14 protein-coding genes and 1 pseudogene are annotated in these 13,728 nt (G+C 34.2%); 2 read left to right on the top strand and 13 right to left on the bottom strand.

Translation table 11 applies throughout. The features are described 5' to 3' along the window. Positions 1-143: 143 nt before the first annotated feature. The 6 genes from EKM79_RS05520 to dhaK form a co-directional block, all read right to left on the bottom strand. Positions 144-1,346, bottom strand: coding sequence for a NupC/NupG family nucleoside CNT transporter (locus EKM79_RS05520; RefSeq protein ID WP_125566718.1), 1,203 nt, complete (start codon positions 1,344-1,346; stop codon positions 144-146). A gap of 185 nt (positions 1,347-1,531) precedes the next feature. Then, positions 1,532-2,062, bottom strand: coding sequence for a citrate lyase holo-[acyl-carrier protein] synthase (gene citX / locus EKM79_RS05515; RefSeq protein ID WP_125566712.1), 531 nt, complete (start codon positions 2,060-2,062; stop codon positions 1,532-1,534). Positions 2,063-2,187: 125 nt separating this feature from the next. Then, complete coding sequence (locus EKM79_RS05510) at positions 2,188-2,910, bottom strand: gamma-glutamyl-gamma-aminobutyrate hydrolase family protein (protein ID WP_125566710.1); 723 nt, start codon at positions 2,908-2,910, stop codon at positions 2,188-2,190. Between the two features lie 67 nt (positions 2,911-2,977). Then, positions 2,978-3,346: a dihydroxyacetone kinase phosphoryl donor subunit DhaM gene (gene dhaM, locus EKM79_RS05505; RefSeq protein ID WP_125566708.1), complete on the bottom strand. Its 369-nt coding sequence runs from the start codon at positions 3,344-3,346 to the stop codon at positions 2,978-2,980. Beyond that, complete coding sequence (gene dhaL / locus EKM79_RS05500) at positions 3,346-3,939, bottom strand: dihydroxyacetone kinase subunit DhaL (protein ID WP_125566706.1); 594 nt, start codon at positions 3,937-3,939, stop codon at positions 3,346-3,348. The genes dhaM and dhaL overlap by 1 nt, the downstream gene beginning before the upstream one ends. A 17-nt stretch (positions 3,940-3,956) precedes the next feature. Next, positions 3,957-4,949, bottom strand: a complete 993-nt coding sequence (dhaK, locus tag EKM79_RS05495) for a dihydroxyacetone kinase subunit DhaK (RefSeq protein ID WP_125566704.1) — start codon at positions 4,947-4,949, stop codon at positions 3,957-3,959. Positions 4,950-5,225: 276 nt separating this feature from the next. Between dhaK and EKM79_RS12205 the strand changes: the two genes are divergently transcribed. Then, positions 5,226-5,555: a hypothetical protein gene (locus EKM79_RS12205; RefSeq protein WP_164506015.1), complete on the top strand. Its 330-nt coding sequence runs from the start codon at positions 5,226-5,228 to the stop codon at positions 5,553-5,555. After that, entirely contained in the window at positions 5,545-6,891 is a 1,347-nt protein-coding gene (locus tag EKM79_RS05490) for a uracil-xanthine permease family protein (protein WP_125566702.1), read from the top strand. The genes EKM79_RS12205 and EKM79_RS05490 overlap by 11 nt, the downstream gene beginning before the upstream one ends. 34 nt (positions 6,892-6,925) lie before the next feature. Here the strand turns inward: EKM79_RS05490 and EKM79_RS05485 are convergent, their stop codons facing one another. From EKM79_RS05485 to EKM79_RS05455, 7 genes and pseudogenes are all read right to left on the bottom strand, one after another. Further along, positions 6,926-8,086 carry a GNAT family N-acetyltransferase gene (locus EKM79_RS05485; protein ID WP_125566700.1) on the bottom strand — a complete coding sequence of 387 codons (1,161 nt, stop codon included), beginning with the start codon at positions 8,084-8,086 and terminating at the stop codon, positions 6,926-6,928. A 76-nt stretch (positions 8,087-8,162) separates the two neighbouring features. Continuing rightward, complete coding sequence (locus EKM79_RS05480; RefSeq protein WP_125566698.1) at positions 8,163-8,942, bottom strand: MurR/RpiR family transcriptional regulator; 780 nt, start codon at positions 8,940-8,942, stop codon at positions 8,163-8,165. Positions 8,943-9,033: 91 nt separating this feature from the next. Continuing rightward, positions 9,034-9,372 (bottom strand): annotated as a pseudogene (locus tag EKM79_RS05475) (PTS lactose/cellobiose transporter subunit IIA); the annotation flags it as partial. Between the two features lie 38 nt (positions 9,373-9,410). Next, entirely contained in the window at positions 9,411-9,722 is a 312-nt protein-coding gene (locus tag EKM79_RS05470) for a PTS sugar transporter subunit IIB (RefSeq protein ID WP_125566695.1), read from the bottom strand. 187 nt (positions 9,723-9,909) lie between these two features. Continuing rightward, the gene (locus EKM79_RS05465; RefSeq protein ID WP_125566693.1) at positions 9,910-10,761 is read right to left on the bottom strand and encodes a Cof-type HAD-IIB family hydrolase; all 852 of its coding nucleotides are present in this window, start codon (positions 10,759-10,761) and stop codon (positions 9,910-9,912) included. A gap of 76 nt (positions 10,762-10,837) precedes the next feature. After that, entirely contained in the window at positions 10,838-12,142 is a 1,305-nt protein-coding gene (gene aroA, locus EKM79_RS05460; protein WP_125566691.1) for a 3-phosphoshikimate 1-carboxyvinyltransferase, read from the bottom strand. Positions 12,143-12,366: 224 nt separating this feature from the next. Beyond that, positions 12,367-13,701 (bottom strand): M20 family metallopeptidase, encoded by a 1,335-nt coding sequence (locus EKM79_RS05455; RefSeq protein ID WP_125566689.1) that lies wholly within the window; start codon positions 13,699-13,701, stop codon positions 12,367-12,369. Positions 13,702-13,728 lie beyond the last annotated feature (27 nt).

The following is a 13,728-nucleotide window of genomic DNA, read 5'->3' as shown; positions in this document are numbered from 1 at the left end:
GGCATAAAAAAATCCACACCATTTCTAGTGTGGAAATTGCTCTAAGATGTCTCACCAATACTATTTGACATAGAGCCCTTTTTTTATACAAAATTAAACTTAAAACACACAAATTCATCCTGGAAGATGTCATACTATTATGGTTACCAAACAAATAATCCAACAAATGCAGCTGATAATAATGAAACCAAAACTCCGGATAACAACATATAACCAACATTCATTGAAATAACGTCATTCTTTTCTTTATTAACAATCCCTTTGAAACAACCAATAATCATTCCAAGGGTTGAGAAATTAGCAAACGACGTAATAAACACAGTAAGAACCGCTTCAAAATGAGGGTTAAAATCGTTAATAATGTCAGTAACCTTACCCATTACAACAAATTCATTTGTTACTAACTTTGTACCCATATACTGTGCCATTTGAAATGAGTCATGGCCCAGGCCCAGAAGCCATGCAAATGGATACATAATAATACCAAGAATATGCTCCAAGGTTAGCCAAGGATTAAATAACTGCAATATCTTATCAATCAAAGCGGCGAGTGCGACAAAGGCAATTACGTTTGCCGCAATAATTAAAATAAGTTTACCTGCTCCTAAAATAGAATCACCTAAAAAGGAAAAGAACGGTTCCTTTTTACCACTTTCACCCTCACCACTCAATTTGGCAATAGTATCTTCCTCTGGGGTTACAGTTATAGGATTAAGTAAACTAGTTACAATAATTGAGTTAATAATATTAATCGGAATTGCTGTCAAAATAAATCTACCTGGCATCATTTGAATATATGATCCAATTATAGAGGCTGTAACACAACTCATAGACATCATAGCCAATGTTACGTTACGCTGTGCCTTAATCTGATTAAGCTGTAAGCTTGATACAGCCAAAGCTTCAGTATTACCTAGAAACATCATTTCAACAGCAAAAAATGATTCAAACTTCGGTTGGCCCGTAATAAAAGATAACCCTTTACCAATCCATTTTATAATAAAGGGTAAAACACCAATATATGTCAAAATATCAAATAATGGCACAATTAGTAAGATTGGCAACAACGCACTAGTCACAAAATCCATATTCTTTACGTGTACCCAACTTGGTAACGCAAATTCAATACCTATATATGCAACTTGTACTAACCAATTAAATCCATTCGCGGCGCCAGAAACAATTGCACGCCCGATACCAAAACTTGTTAAAAACCAAGCCAAAAGTAAGTTAAGAAGAATCATAACTCCAATTGACTTCCATTGAATATTCTTTTTGTTCTTTGAGAACAAAAATGCAATAGCAAGAAAAACTACAAGACCTATAATATTAATTATAAGGTACATACCCATTTTTTATTTTCCCCTTTGTATTTCTGATATCGACAACTCCAGTATGATTAATATCATATCATTCATTAACTGATTAAAAAATTAAAAATAAATTACACAATAAAACAAAATAATCCATATCCAACATTATTAATAAATATTGGATATGGATTATTTATTACTTAAAAATTCTTTTATTTCTACTTATTATTAACAATCAAATCACTAATATGCTTCTGCAATTCATCAACGCTATGATTACGTTCTTTGATGCATTCTTCAGCCGTTTTGTTACAAATTAAGCACTTTCTAGGTTGTAAATGTAGGTCAGCTCTTCTTAAAGGACCAAGTGTATCATCATGTACAATATAAACATCAATATCAAATATTTCACCTAAGGGCGTTTCATTTTCAAACTTCACTGCGGCAGTTTTGACTATTTGAGCATCTGAATTTACAATTACAAAAGCTTCGGGACCAGTAGCAATGTCCCAAAATATTCGTTTTTTAACATCAAAATCACTAATAAAACTTTTGAATCCTTTTTCGAAGATCTCACTCAAATCTTCATTATTTTTTATCGGTCCTGGAATTCTCAAACTGGCACTGACTAATGAAGAATAATCCGGAATCTCATCTATTAAATATTTTCTTTCACCTTCACTTGCCATACGACTTTTAATCATTTGTTCTTTGCTCTGTTTAAAACCTTCCGCAAAAATATTGACCATACTTCACAACTCCTAAATTAATACGTTAATTGACACCTCGTCAAACAGTTAATATTCTACCATTAATATGGTGATACTCAGCAATCAATATATCATAACTATACTTTCCGAAATTAAACTTAAATTTATAATCTGCTTACAAAATCCTTAAATAATTGTAATTCTTCTGGATACTCTTGCCACATATTTTCTGGATGCCATTGAACAGCTTGTATACTGGCATCTTTATTTTCAATAGCTTCAATGACACCATCAGGTGCAGTAGCCACAACTTTCATCCCCGGGGCTGGTTCTTTAACGGCTTGATGATGACGGGAATTAACAAATACCTCACCACCTAATGTCCTTTGAAGAGCCGATTCTGAAATTTTAACATGATGTATAGGTAAATCACCTTCTGCCTTTTGATGGTGCATTAATAAAGTTGGCTCATCATATTGAGTCGCAAGATCTTGATAAACAGAACCACCAAGTGCAACATTTATTAATTGTGCTCCACGACAAATACCTAAAATGGGCACACCTAATTTCACTGCTTTCTTTGCTAAACTTATTTCAGAAATATCACGATTTCTATTCGTGGTACCTAATTCAGGAATCGGTTCTTCACCCATAAAAGTAGGATCTACATCTGGACCACCAGTAAAAATTACACCATCTAAAATTGACAGTAAATCATCCAATCTATCTAAATTATCACTTGTAAAATATGGCAAACTAATTGGGACACCGCCTGCTTTCAAAACTGCATTAACCGCAGGTCTAGGTACAAAGTCCGCCTTATTTTCGTTAATTACCGGAGTTGGTTCCAGAAATACATCCGCAGTAATACCGATTACTTTACTCATTTTTTTCTCCTTCAATGAAAAAAAGTCCAAAATCAGTTATAAACTTAATTTTAGACTCATTATATAATTATTTTATTTTCATGTCCTTAATACTGTTTTCAATTATCTCCATAGGAGAATTCACTTGTGCCATAGTGGCCGCAGCATAAGCACCCTCAACTAATGCGACATCAAATCGATGGATCGGTTTACTGCTAAGTTCACTAACCATGTCCAAATTCATTTTTGAACTACCCAAATCGTAAAATGCTAAAATTTCATCACCAGTATTAGTATCAACTGCATCTTGAATTTTTTGCATAGATGAACCAATCTCATCATCATCAGTTCCTCCAGCTAATGTTATCGATACATCTGGTGCAGCTTCGGATATCAAATCTTTAACACCTTCAGCAATCTTATTTGAGTGTGAAACAATTAATATGCCAAATTTCATCAGTTATTTTCCCCCAGCACATCAACTAACGTGTCAAATAGATAAGCACTAGATTGTGAACCTGGATCAATATGCCCCTTAGATTTTTCCTCTAGGTAACTAGCACGTCCCTTTGTTGCGACCATATCCTCAGTTGAATCCAAAGCTTCTTTAACATCCTTCTTAATCAATTTACCTGACTTTAAAACATCTGAGATGGGCTGCCAAACGTCAATCATAGTTTTCATATTAACATCTGCTTCTCCACGACGTTTGATCCCATCGGTACCAATCTGTATTAGATCAGACAATTCGATATTTCCATTCTTAACCGCCTTAGACATGTCCAAAAAGGCAGTTCCGTATAATGGTCCAGAAGCACCTCCAACTTTTTGAATCATAGCAAAAGCAGTATCCTTATATAAATCTGATACGTTTGTTGGATCATTCTTAGATAATGATTCAACGATTGCTTTAGCACCACGATCCATATTTGTGCCATGATCTCCATCACCAATTGCCGTGTCTAATTCATTCAGTTCTGATTTATTAGCTTCAACTTTTTTTGCAAATAACTTAATCCAATTACTAGCTTCTTCTAATTCTAATCTCATAATGATATTCCTTCCTATTACCAGCCAATAGTGACAACTGGTTCTTTAAGCATATCGATCCAATTATCCTCAGTTTTCATAATTGTTAATGATATTCCCTGCATATCTAAAGATGTAACCATATTACCTACTTTGCTGAATTGAACATCAATATTCTTATCATTTAATTCATTAAGTACATCATTGGCGAAAATATACTGTTCCATAAGTGGTGTCCCACCCATTCCATTAATTAGGACAGCGAACTTGCCTGATTTATCAATAAACTCCTTTAAAATTTTCTCAATTAACTCATCTGCAAGTACCTGCGATGGTTTAATTTTCTCTACAGAATATCCACGTTCATTATGAATACCAATACCATATTCAATTTCGTCATCTTTTAATTCAAAACCAGGATGACCAACTGCTGGCACTGTTGCTGCATGCAATGCTATCCCAATTGTCTTAGTATTATTAATAACTGCTTGACCTAATTTAGCAAGATCATCTAGCGACATACCTGAACGAGCAGCAGCACCTACTATTTTCTCGACAAGAACCGTTCCTGCGACACCACGTTTACCTTGAGTAAATTCACTATTTTCCACTGAAATATCATCATCAACTACGATTGTACGGATTTTTATATCATCTGCTTCCGCCATTTCCTTGGCCATATCAAAATTCATGACATCACCAGAATAATTCTTCACAATCAACAAAACTCCCATTCCTTTATTAACGGCATTGATTGCTTCGTAAATTTGATCAGGTGTAGGTGAAGTAAATACTTCACCAGCAACAGCGGCCGAAAGCATACCGTCACCAACAAATCCAGCATGTAATGGTTCATGACCACTACCACCACCGGATACAATCCCAACTTGTTTGGTTTCAGAAAACTTTTTATCATTTCTAACTACAGCAGTAGTCCCCTCTATCTGTTTTATCAACCCAGAGTTTGTTTTTACCAGCCCTGAAATCAATTCTGGAACTATATCTTCTACATTATTGATAATTTTTTTCATTATAAACCTCCCTCAATCCTTTGAAACGATTTCATTGATACATCCATTATACTTCATTAAGAAACAAGGAGAAATTTATTAATATAAGCATCACATTATTTTGTAAACGATTTTCATTATATTAATTAATGATTATTAAAATAATTTAATTTATTTCCGAACAAATCTTCCTTTATTAAATTAATTATTCATGTTAATCTAATATCAACTTAAATAAGGAAGTGTTAGATTATCACCTATCAAATATTTTTTGAGGAAGCTATTTTTGCTTCAGCATTGTTTGACAAGGCGGATTTTTCACCCAAAGTTCTCACTAGTATTGATCGTTTAAAAATAACCGATCGAACAATATCTTTTGATGAACCGGATTTTAAATCGGTCAGACAAACTGCTGAAGATCAGAACATTCTTAATATCATACATAAAGGCAATTACTTGCAACAAAGTCTTGTTAACCAAATAATAATTAAACAAAATCGATATTTAAGAATCATATTGAATAAAATATACGATATTTTCTTGAATTTTTATCATTTTGATATTATTTTTTCAAATAATTATTTAAAAAAACAAGTATCAATTCAAGGAGATAATTATGGAAAATAAAAGCAGTTTATTAGTCGGACCAAATGATAAAGTAAGTTTAGGAGAGGCCGGTTTCTTAGGATTACAACACGTACTGGCAATGGATATTTATGTTCCACCAATTATTTTGGCAGGTATGATATCAATGGGTGTTGGCGACCAAATGAGTCTGTTACAATCAACATTTTTAGCCGCTGGGATCGGCACCATACTTCAAACATACATTTTTATGAAAATGCCTGTATCGCAAGGTCCTTCGTTTGTACCTCTAGGTGCTGCCGCTGGAGTTGTATTAGCTTCTGGTGGTCTAAAAGGCAATGGAATGGGAACATTGATCGGATCCCTATTAATTGGCGCCATTCTCCTAGTAATCTTAGGTGCTACAGGTGTCTTCCAGAAGATAATTAGTAAATTGGTTCCAGCACTCGTCGGAGGTACTATCATTACCTGTGTTGGATTATCTTTAATTCCTTCAGCATTAAATGATAATATTTTCAAAGCCAACGGAAATATTAATAACAACATTATTTTAGCTTCAATAACCGCACTAACTTTGTTAATATCTGTGGGAATAAGTAACCGATACCCACAAGTGCGCCGCTTTTTTAGAACCGGATCTATTATTCTAGCCCTAGGAGTAGGAACAATAGCATCCACCATGATGGGAATATTCAATTGGAAAGCAGTTTACGATGCTGCTTGGTTTAGTATTCCTACAGGTACAGTACTAAAATACGGTATTAATTTCTCACCTTCAGCAATCATCACTTTTATTATTATTTATGCTGTTATTACAACTGAAACAACCGGTACTTGGTTCGCTATGGGAGCAGTTACAAATCACGATATAAGTAAGAAACAATGGAATATGGGAATAATTGGTGAAGGATTCAGTTGCTTGATTGCAGCACTATTAGGAACGACCCCCGTAACTGGCTACTCAACTAATGCAGGAGTTATTTCAATTACGGGAGTTGCCAGTAAACGAGTCTTTTTATTTGCAGGAATATGGTTCTCTGTGTTGGGATTTTTTAGTAAGCTTTCAGCATTCCTAGCAGCTATTCCCTCTCCAGTAATTGGTGGTGTTTTCGCTATTATCTGTGTAACAATTATGTTAAATGGACTAAATGTAATTCGTAGTCTTCATACAACCGACCGTGATATTTACATTATTGGTTTACCAATTATATTGACTTTAGCATTGGTCCTATTGCCAAATAATGTAATCCAACAGACACCACAAATAATTCAATATTTATTAGGCTCACCAATTGCGATTGCGGCGGTAGCGGCAATATTATTGAACTTGCTAATGCCAAAAATAAAAGAACTTTCCGATCCTAAGTCTGCATCATAAAAAAACACCAGTGATTTTTTTCACTGGTGTTTTTTTAGAAATAATCTCTCAATTGAGGCTTTTCAACAACTAGTGCATGGCTCAAACTGTCAATTGACATTGCATCGCCTTGAACTGCACCATAGTGCGCCAAAGAATCCAATTGACGTGTCCCAAACATCGCCTTTGTCAGAGTCTCAATACTAATCTGAATATTGCAAGAGTCTTGGGTTTTCTCAAATTTAACCTTACCCTTACTTATCGACAACTTCCATCGACCATTATTCCACTTCAACGAATCCTTAACATCAATTACAATGGGATCCAAATTGTATTTAATAAACGGATATTTCATAACAAAACTCTTTAAGTTAACAATCCGGGCTGACATATATGGAACCGTTCTTACATCAGCAATTTTGGGTTCATCTAATAAATCAGATTTAACCTCTGAATCATCAGATTCATATACAAACTGTTCAAATGTAGACTGATGTTTAGTAATAAAATTAGCTAATGCCCGATAGCTATCAGGGTCTTTAGTAAGCCATTCATGAATTTTAAGTATTGGACCTTCTTTTGAATAGAAAAGATACCCACTTAAACTGTCGTCATCTTCGTAATAAAGAGCAGCAAACCAATCCGAATGTTTATAAGCCATGTGGTCCCACCACCAATCGTCACGAATAACTCCACCTAAAGAATTGTGATTGTTGTATAACTTTCTAGCAGAAACTGGAACTTCACTTAAAGATACTCTTTCAACATGTCCTGACTTAGGTGGCTTGATATGTGTCCATTCATTGCTGGGAATTCCCATAATGACATGATCAAAAACATGCTCATAACCAAATTGCCGATAAAATTTGAACGAAAATGGTGCTAGATATGACAACGTTACATTGTTATTATACATGTCTTCCATAGCGGTATTAATAAGTTTTCCTGCTCCACCTTGTCCTGCAAATTCAGGTGCACTCATAACATCACCAACACCGTTCATATGATAGGTAACCCCATGAAAATTTACAGTAAAAGGAATACTTAACAAACCACTGCCTAATTTATTCCCATTCATTATTCCATATACTAGTGAGTGCTTATATCTAGTAAGTAAAGCGTTTCTTTTTTGTTCACTATCTTTACGATTGAAGGAATACAAATACAAATCGTAAAACTTATCAAAATCTTCAATTCCTAAACTATAATTTGTCATAATATTCCCTCCTTCATTATTTGTTTATACACAAATTAACCGATTACGAAAAATCTATCAAGAAATTCACACTTATTTATTCATCGCTTGTAATATTTGATTCAATATCATTGTTAGGATGCCCAATCATTTTATGATAAGCATTACTTGAAATCTGTTCTAAGATATACAAGATTGGTACTTGCGTTGTGACATTTATCTGACCATTTCTAATTTGAGGAATGTCATATGAAATTGGAAAATCAACAATTTGATTCAAAGTAGAATAAGAGTTAGCAGTTAAAGCAATTGTAGCAGCGCCATTTTTTTTATAATATTTAGTTTGTTGTAACGAACTTTTTGTTTCCCCTGATATTGAGACTGTTATCAAAAGCGTCTTGGAAAAATCGTGGTCTGCTAGAGGCTTTGGCTGAAATGGATCTACAATAGGCAATGAATAGATACCATAACTCGACAATAAGCTAGAACCATACTGAGCAATTCTGCCACTATTTCCAATACCAAAAAACAATATTAAATCAGCAGCATTGATCATTTGAGCAGCTCTATTAATCTTTTCTTCAAAAGTACCTTCCTTAGCTATTACTCTAAAAAAGTTTTGAATTGGTTCAACACTACTATCATTAAATTCTCTGATCGGTTGATTCTGATTCTGTCTTAAAGCAAATTTAAATTCAGAAAATCCTCCGTAATCCATTTTTTTCAAAAAACGTAAAATCGTTGTAGTTGAAACTTGTGTTTGTGCTGCCAAATCTCTAATTGTCAGATTTTCAACTTCTTTTAAGTGTCCAACTATATATTTGTATACAATAAGTTCCAACTTATTAAGATCATGAACCTTTTGATATGGGAACATTCAAATACCCCCCTGATATTCGTCACAAGCGCATAAATAAAACTAAAAATAAAAAGCCAGGGATTAGTTTCCCAGCTTCATTGAAAATAAAACTATTTTGTGAGGCTAATTTCTTATACAGCTCAACAATCTCGTTTGCCAAATCTTTAAATGTAATAGCATCCATAATATGATCTTGGGCATGAACCATTAATAATGAAACCGTAGTTTTATGACCATTAGCTTCGTTTATTAACATTTTAGATTGAACATCATGAGCCTTTACTAAAAATTGATTAGATTCTTTTAACTTCTCTTCTGCAGTTGCAAAATCACTTTCTTTAGCAGCTTGAATAGCTTCAAAAGCAGAGCTTTTTGCATTACCTCCGTTGATAATCAATCCCATAATCACTTCTAATTGTTCATCTTCGTGATGTTGATTTTCAGTCATTATAGTATCTCCAAAGAAATCGACTTTCTAACAATTTGTTATTCATGAATTAGAGAAACCGCACGTTTAAAGACCTCTTCACCATTCATCATTCCATAGTCTTGCATATTAATAACTTCTACTGGAATATTCAACTTATCTTTAAATTGGCCTTCAAGATATCTAACCTGTGGTCCAAGCATCAACACATCCGGAATTTCTTCGTCCAATTTGGCATCGGCATCCGCCGCTGATGTGGCAAATATCTTAACATCTATACCGTTCAACTCAGCAGCTTTTTGCATCTTTGAAACTAACAAACTAGTAGACAAACCTGCTGCACAACACAACATAATTGTTTTTTCAGCCATTATTAGTGCTCCTCTATTAATAAATTTATTAATTGTTTTTTATAAGAAACATTTTTGTAAACCGTTTTCATTAACAACTAGATTGTATATCGCATCTAGATATTTAACAAGATGTTTTTCGCAAAAAACACGTGATGATATGTAATCATACATTTAGTCTATAACCAAATGCCATTCAACAAATCCATCAAATATCCAAATCACTCTTGCCAGCACTACCATCAAAATAACCGTCAAGAACTTGTTTTATAACTACCGCAACACCATTTTCATTATTGCTTTTGCTAACTTTCCACGCTACATCTTTTACTTTTTCAATGGCATTTCCCATAGCAACACCATATCCGACTTCACGAATCATATCATAATCATTACCGTAATCACCAAAACACATAAACTGTGAAATAGGAATACTTTCAAGTTCAGAAATTCTTTGTAAAGCTGAAAGTTTTGTTATATCTTGAGCATTAATTTCAAAATAATCATTGCCTGAACGACTAATAGTTACTGGTAAAGAAGTGAATGATTCCAATTTTTTTTGTAACTCTGGCAATCTATCAGGAGAGGCACTAAAACAAATCTTATAGATATCAAAATTAGGATCATCATTCTTTTCACGCAATTCATTAATAGAACTAGCATGCAAATTATGGCGACTGTTTCCCTCAAAATAGGTCGTCCAATTTCTAGTTGGATCATAAACTTGAGTATAATCAAGTCCATCTAAAACTATCTTAAAATTGCTAAATTCCGAACGCTTCAAAATCTCCTCGATTAAGTCATGAGACAATGGCGCATTAATAACCCTGTCCCCTTCAGGATTAATGACAACTGCACCATTTAAAACCACTTTATAGCCAGGAACTTTCAGATCATTCTTAAAAAACTTATTAACTGAATATAATGTTCTTCCTGAACAAGCGGAATAAACTAATCCAGAAGCCACCGCTTGGCGAATGGATTCCACATTTTCAGGTGAAATTCTACTATAACTATCAAGCAGCGTTCCATCCAAATCAGTTCCAATTAATTTAATCATATATTTTTGGTAACCCCTTACATAATTTTCGTTACACTCATCATACGTCAAGAGAGTAAAAAAAAGAAGCATAAAACTATGCTCCAACTAAGACCTTTCTCATATCCGATATGAAATCAGGATATGAAATATCAATTGCCTCGATGTTTTTTATCTGAAACGGTGTAGCAGTTAAATTGGAGGCAATACATAACATCATAGCGATACGATGATCATTATGACTATCAACATCATCTTTTACGTTAATTGTTTGATTACCTTGAATAACGATAGAATCATCATTAACTTCCATAACGATACCCAATTTTGCTAACTCAACACGCATATTTCTAATGCGATCACTAATTTGCAAATGTACATCATGAATATCTTCAATAACCGTCGTACCACTTGCTTGAGATGCCATTAACGCAATAATTGGAATTTCATCAATAATAAACGGTACCTGTTCCGCAGTAATAGTCGTTCCATGAAGCTTCTGACTTCTAACAATTAAATCACCATACGGCTCAACGCTATTAGTCGAACGGTTAATTATATTGATTGTTGCACCCATCTGGCGAGCAACATCCAACATTCCAGTTCGTGTAGAATTCAGTCCAACTTGATGTAGTGTCAATTCACTATCTTTAGATAATAAAGCACCAGCAATGTACAAAGCAGCTGAGGAAAAATCACCGGGAATCGTCAAATTTTTTCCCGTTAATTCCGTATTCTTTGGATTAACCACGATCAAATCCGGTTTAGTTGTGATATCAGCTCCAAAATAATTGGCTAAAACTTCTGTATGATCCCGAGTAGGCATTTTTCTTAGTATTTCCGTTTCTGAATTAGCATATAAACTAGCAAATATCAATCCACTTTTTATTTGAGCACTTGCGATATCTTGTTGATAGATTATTCCACGCAAATTATCTGATCCTTTGATTTGAAGCGGCAAATAATTATCTGATAATCTGGTTAAATCTGCACCCATATCAGATAATAAAGTTGCCAAATTATCCGATGGACGCTTGCTTAGAAACTCACCACCTTGAAGCGTATAAGTATCCGGAACTGTAGCCAACATTCCCATAATTAAGCTTTGCAACTCACCTACATTATTCAAATTCAAATTATGAGTTACTGGTTTAAAATTGTGATTTGATCCCTTAATTATCATATCTTTAGTAGTTGGTTCTACATGCATTTTTACTCCGAGATTTTGAAACAATTTAACGGTTGTTGTGAGATCCTCAGAAAATGAAAAGTTACTAATTTGTGTAACTCCCTTAGCCAAAGATGCTAAAATAATTGCTCTATGTGCAATACTCTTATCTCCAGGAACGGTCATTTCTCCTTGGAATTTATATTTAATAGGTTGTGTATTAAAATTGAACATAAAAATTCACCCGCAAGCTAATCTTGCAATATCCTTTCTTGACAAATGAATAGACATTTTGAAAAATCCAACGTTTTCTCTTACCTTTAAACTAACTAATTTATCAATATAAGACAAACTTTATGTCTTATTAGATTAAAAAAATAAAAAAGGATCGCCGTAGCGATCCTTTTTTGCTATAAATTATTTTATAATAATCTCTTGGATATTACAAAACTTACTTTCTATACACACAAACGATATACTGCTTCTGCAATAATTTCCATTGCTTTACGCATATCTGCCTTACTCCAGTTTTCGTTGGCTTGATGCATGAAATCTGGTGTTGTAGGCAACATTGCACCAAAAGCAACACAATTATTCATTGTTCTTGCAAATGTTGCACCACCTGAAATTGCTGGTTTAGATTCAGTATCACCAGTTACATCTTGATATGTTGACATCAAAGTCTTAACCAAATCTGTATCTGTTGGTACGTATAATGGAGCAACATAATCAAAGTTCTCATATTTCATATCAAAAGGCTTAACAGCGTCCGCAACCTTTTGAACTAGTTCATCATGATCTATCTTTACTGGAATTCTCATATCAATTTGTAGACGTGATTCTTTTGAATTGATTTCTAAGCTTGAAATATTAAACGTCAATTTACCTGACACATCATCAGATACATCACCTAACAAATTAGTTGCATTAGCGTCTTCACCAAATTTCTTCAAAAATTGAAGTACTTGAATATCTGGGAATACATCAGCTAATGCTATACCGAGTCTAACAACAGCGTTAGTTCCTTGAGGAGCATTCATGGCGTGAACTGAATTACCTTTAACTTCAATGCCACCATCAACTTTTTCAGCATCAAACTTATGATCCTCAAGAGCAGACATTACTTCTTCCTGCTTCGGACCATCATAGATAGCTTTACCGGGAACAGCATTGAAGGCATTAACTAGTTTCAAACTCAATTCATCAGAACCAGGACCTGTTAGATATGATTGTTGTAGACCTTTTTCAGCGTATGTTAGTGGAAATTCTGAATCAGGAGCAATTCCCATATCAATTGGTGATTCTTTCTTATTGTACTGTGCCATACATCTCCAGAGTGTTTCCTCATCTGTACCAAAGATAAAGCGGATTCTCTTATTAAAAGTATGCCCAGCGTCCATAATTGATTTAACAGCAAACAGTGAAGCCACACTCGGACCTTTATCATCTTGAGTACCACGACCGAATAATTTACCGTCTTTTTCAACCATTTCAAATGGTTTTGTATTCCAAGCATCAAGATTACCAGCTGGAACAACATCCATATGACAAACTAATCCAAAGATTTCTTTGCCTTCACCAATTTCAGCGTATCCATAATATCCCTCAGAATCTTCGAATGTTTTATAACCAATTGACTCAGCAACTTTTAGGACAGTATCCAAGGCTTTCTTTGGTCCAGGTCCAAAAGGCGCATTTTCTACCGCGTCTTCGCAATATGATGGAACAGCAACAACCTTGCCTAATTCCTTAATTGCATCTTCTTGAACCTTATCTGTGATAAATGTTTCCATTTTGAAACCCCCTTCAATCTTTTGTAA

It is taken from the genome of Companilactobacillus insicii (assembly GCF_003946015.1).
In the GTDB taxonomy this organism is placed as follows: domain Bacteria; phylum Bacillota; class Bacilli; order Lactobacillales; family Lactobacillaceae; genus Companilactobacillus; species Companilactobacillus insicii.
Note: the sequence above shows the minus strand (reverse complement) of the source record. Positions and strands in the feature narration are given on the sequence as shown.

What these genes read in the sequence shown, in the direction of transcription:
- EKM79_RS05520 (WP_125566718.1), bottom strand. Translation starts at nt 1,346, where the DNA reads ATGTACCTTATAATTAATATTATAGGTCTTGTAGTTTTTCTTGCTATT.
- citX (WP_125566712.1), bottom strand. Translation starts at nt 2,062, where the DNA reads ATGGTCAATATTTTTGCGGAAGGTTTTAAACAGAGCAAAGAACAAATG.
- EKM79_RS05510 (WP_125566710.1), bottom strand. Translation starts at nt 2,910, where the DNA reads ATGAGTAAAGTAATCGGTATTACTGCGGATGTATTTCTGGAACCAACT.
- dhaM (WP_125566708.1), bottom strand. Translation starts at nt 3,346, where the DNA reads ATGAAATTTGGCATATTAATTGTTTCACACTCAAATAAGATTGCTGAA.
- dhaL (WP_125566706.1), bottom strand. Translation starts at nt 3,939, where the DNA reads ATGAGATTAGAATTAGAAGAAGCTAGTAATTGGATTAAGTTATTTGCA.
- dhaK (WP_125566704.1), bottom strand. Translation starts at nt 4,949, where the DNA reads ATGAAAAAAATTATCAATAATGTAGAAGATATAGTTCCAGAATTGATT.
- EKM79_RS05490 (WP_125566702.1), top strand. Translation starts at nt 5,545, where the DNA reads ATGGAAAATAAAAGCAGTTTATTAGTCGGACCAAATGATAAAGTAAGT.
- EKM79_RS05485 (WP_125566700.1), bottom strand. Translation starts at nt 8,086, where the DNA reads ATGACAAATTATAGTTTAGGAATTGAAGATTTTGATAAGTTTTACGAT.
- EKM79_RS05480 (WP_125566698.1), bottom strand. Translation starts at nt 8,942, where the DNA reads ATGTTCCCATATCAAAAGGTTCATGATCTTAATAAGTTGGAACTTATT.
- EKM79_RS05470 (WP_125566695.1), bottom strand. Translation starts at nt 9,722, where the DNA reads ATGGCTGAAAAAACAATTATGTTGTGTTGTGCAGCAGGTTTGTCTACT.
- EKM79_RS05465 (WP_125566693.1), bottom strand. Translation starts at nt 10,761, where the DNA reads ATGATTAAATTAATTGGAACTGATTTGGATGGAACGCTGCTTGATAGT.
- aroA (WP_125566691.1), bottom strand. Translation starts at nt 12,142, where the DNA reads ATGTTCAATTTTAATACACAACCTATTAAATATAAATTCCAAGGAGAA.
- EKM79_RS05455 (WP_125566689.1), bottom strand. Translation starts at nt 13,701, where the DNA reads ATGGAAACATTTATCACAGATAAGGTTCAAGAAGATGCAATTAAGGAA.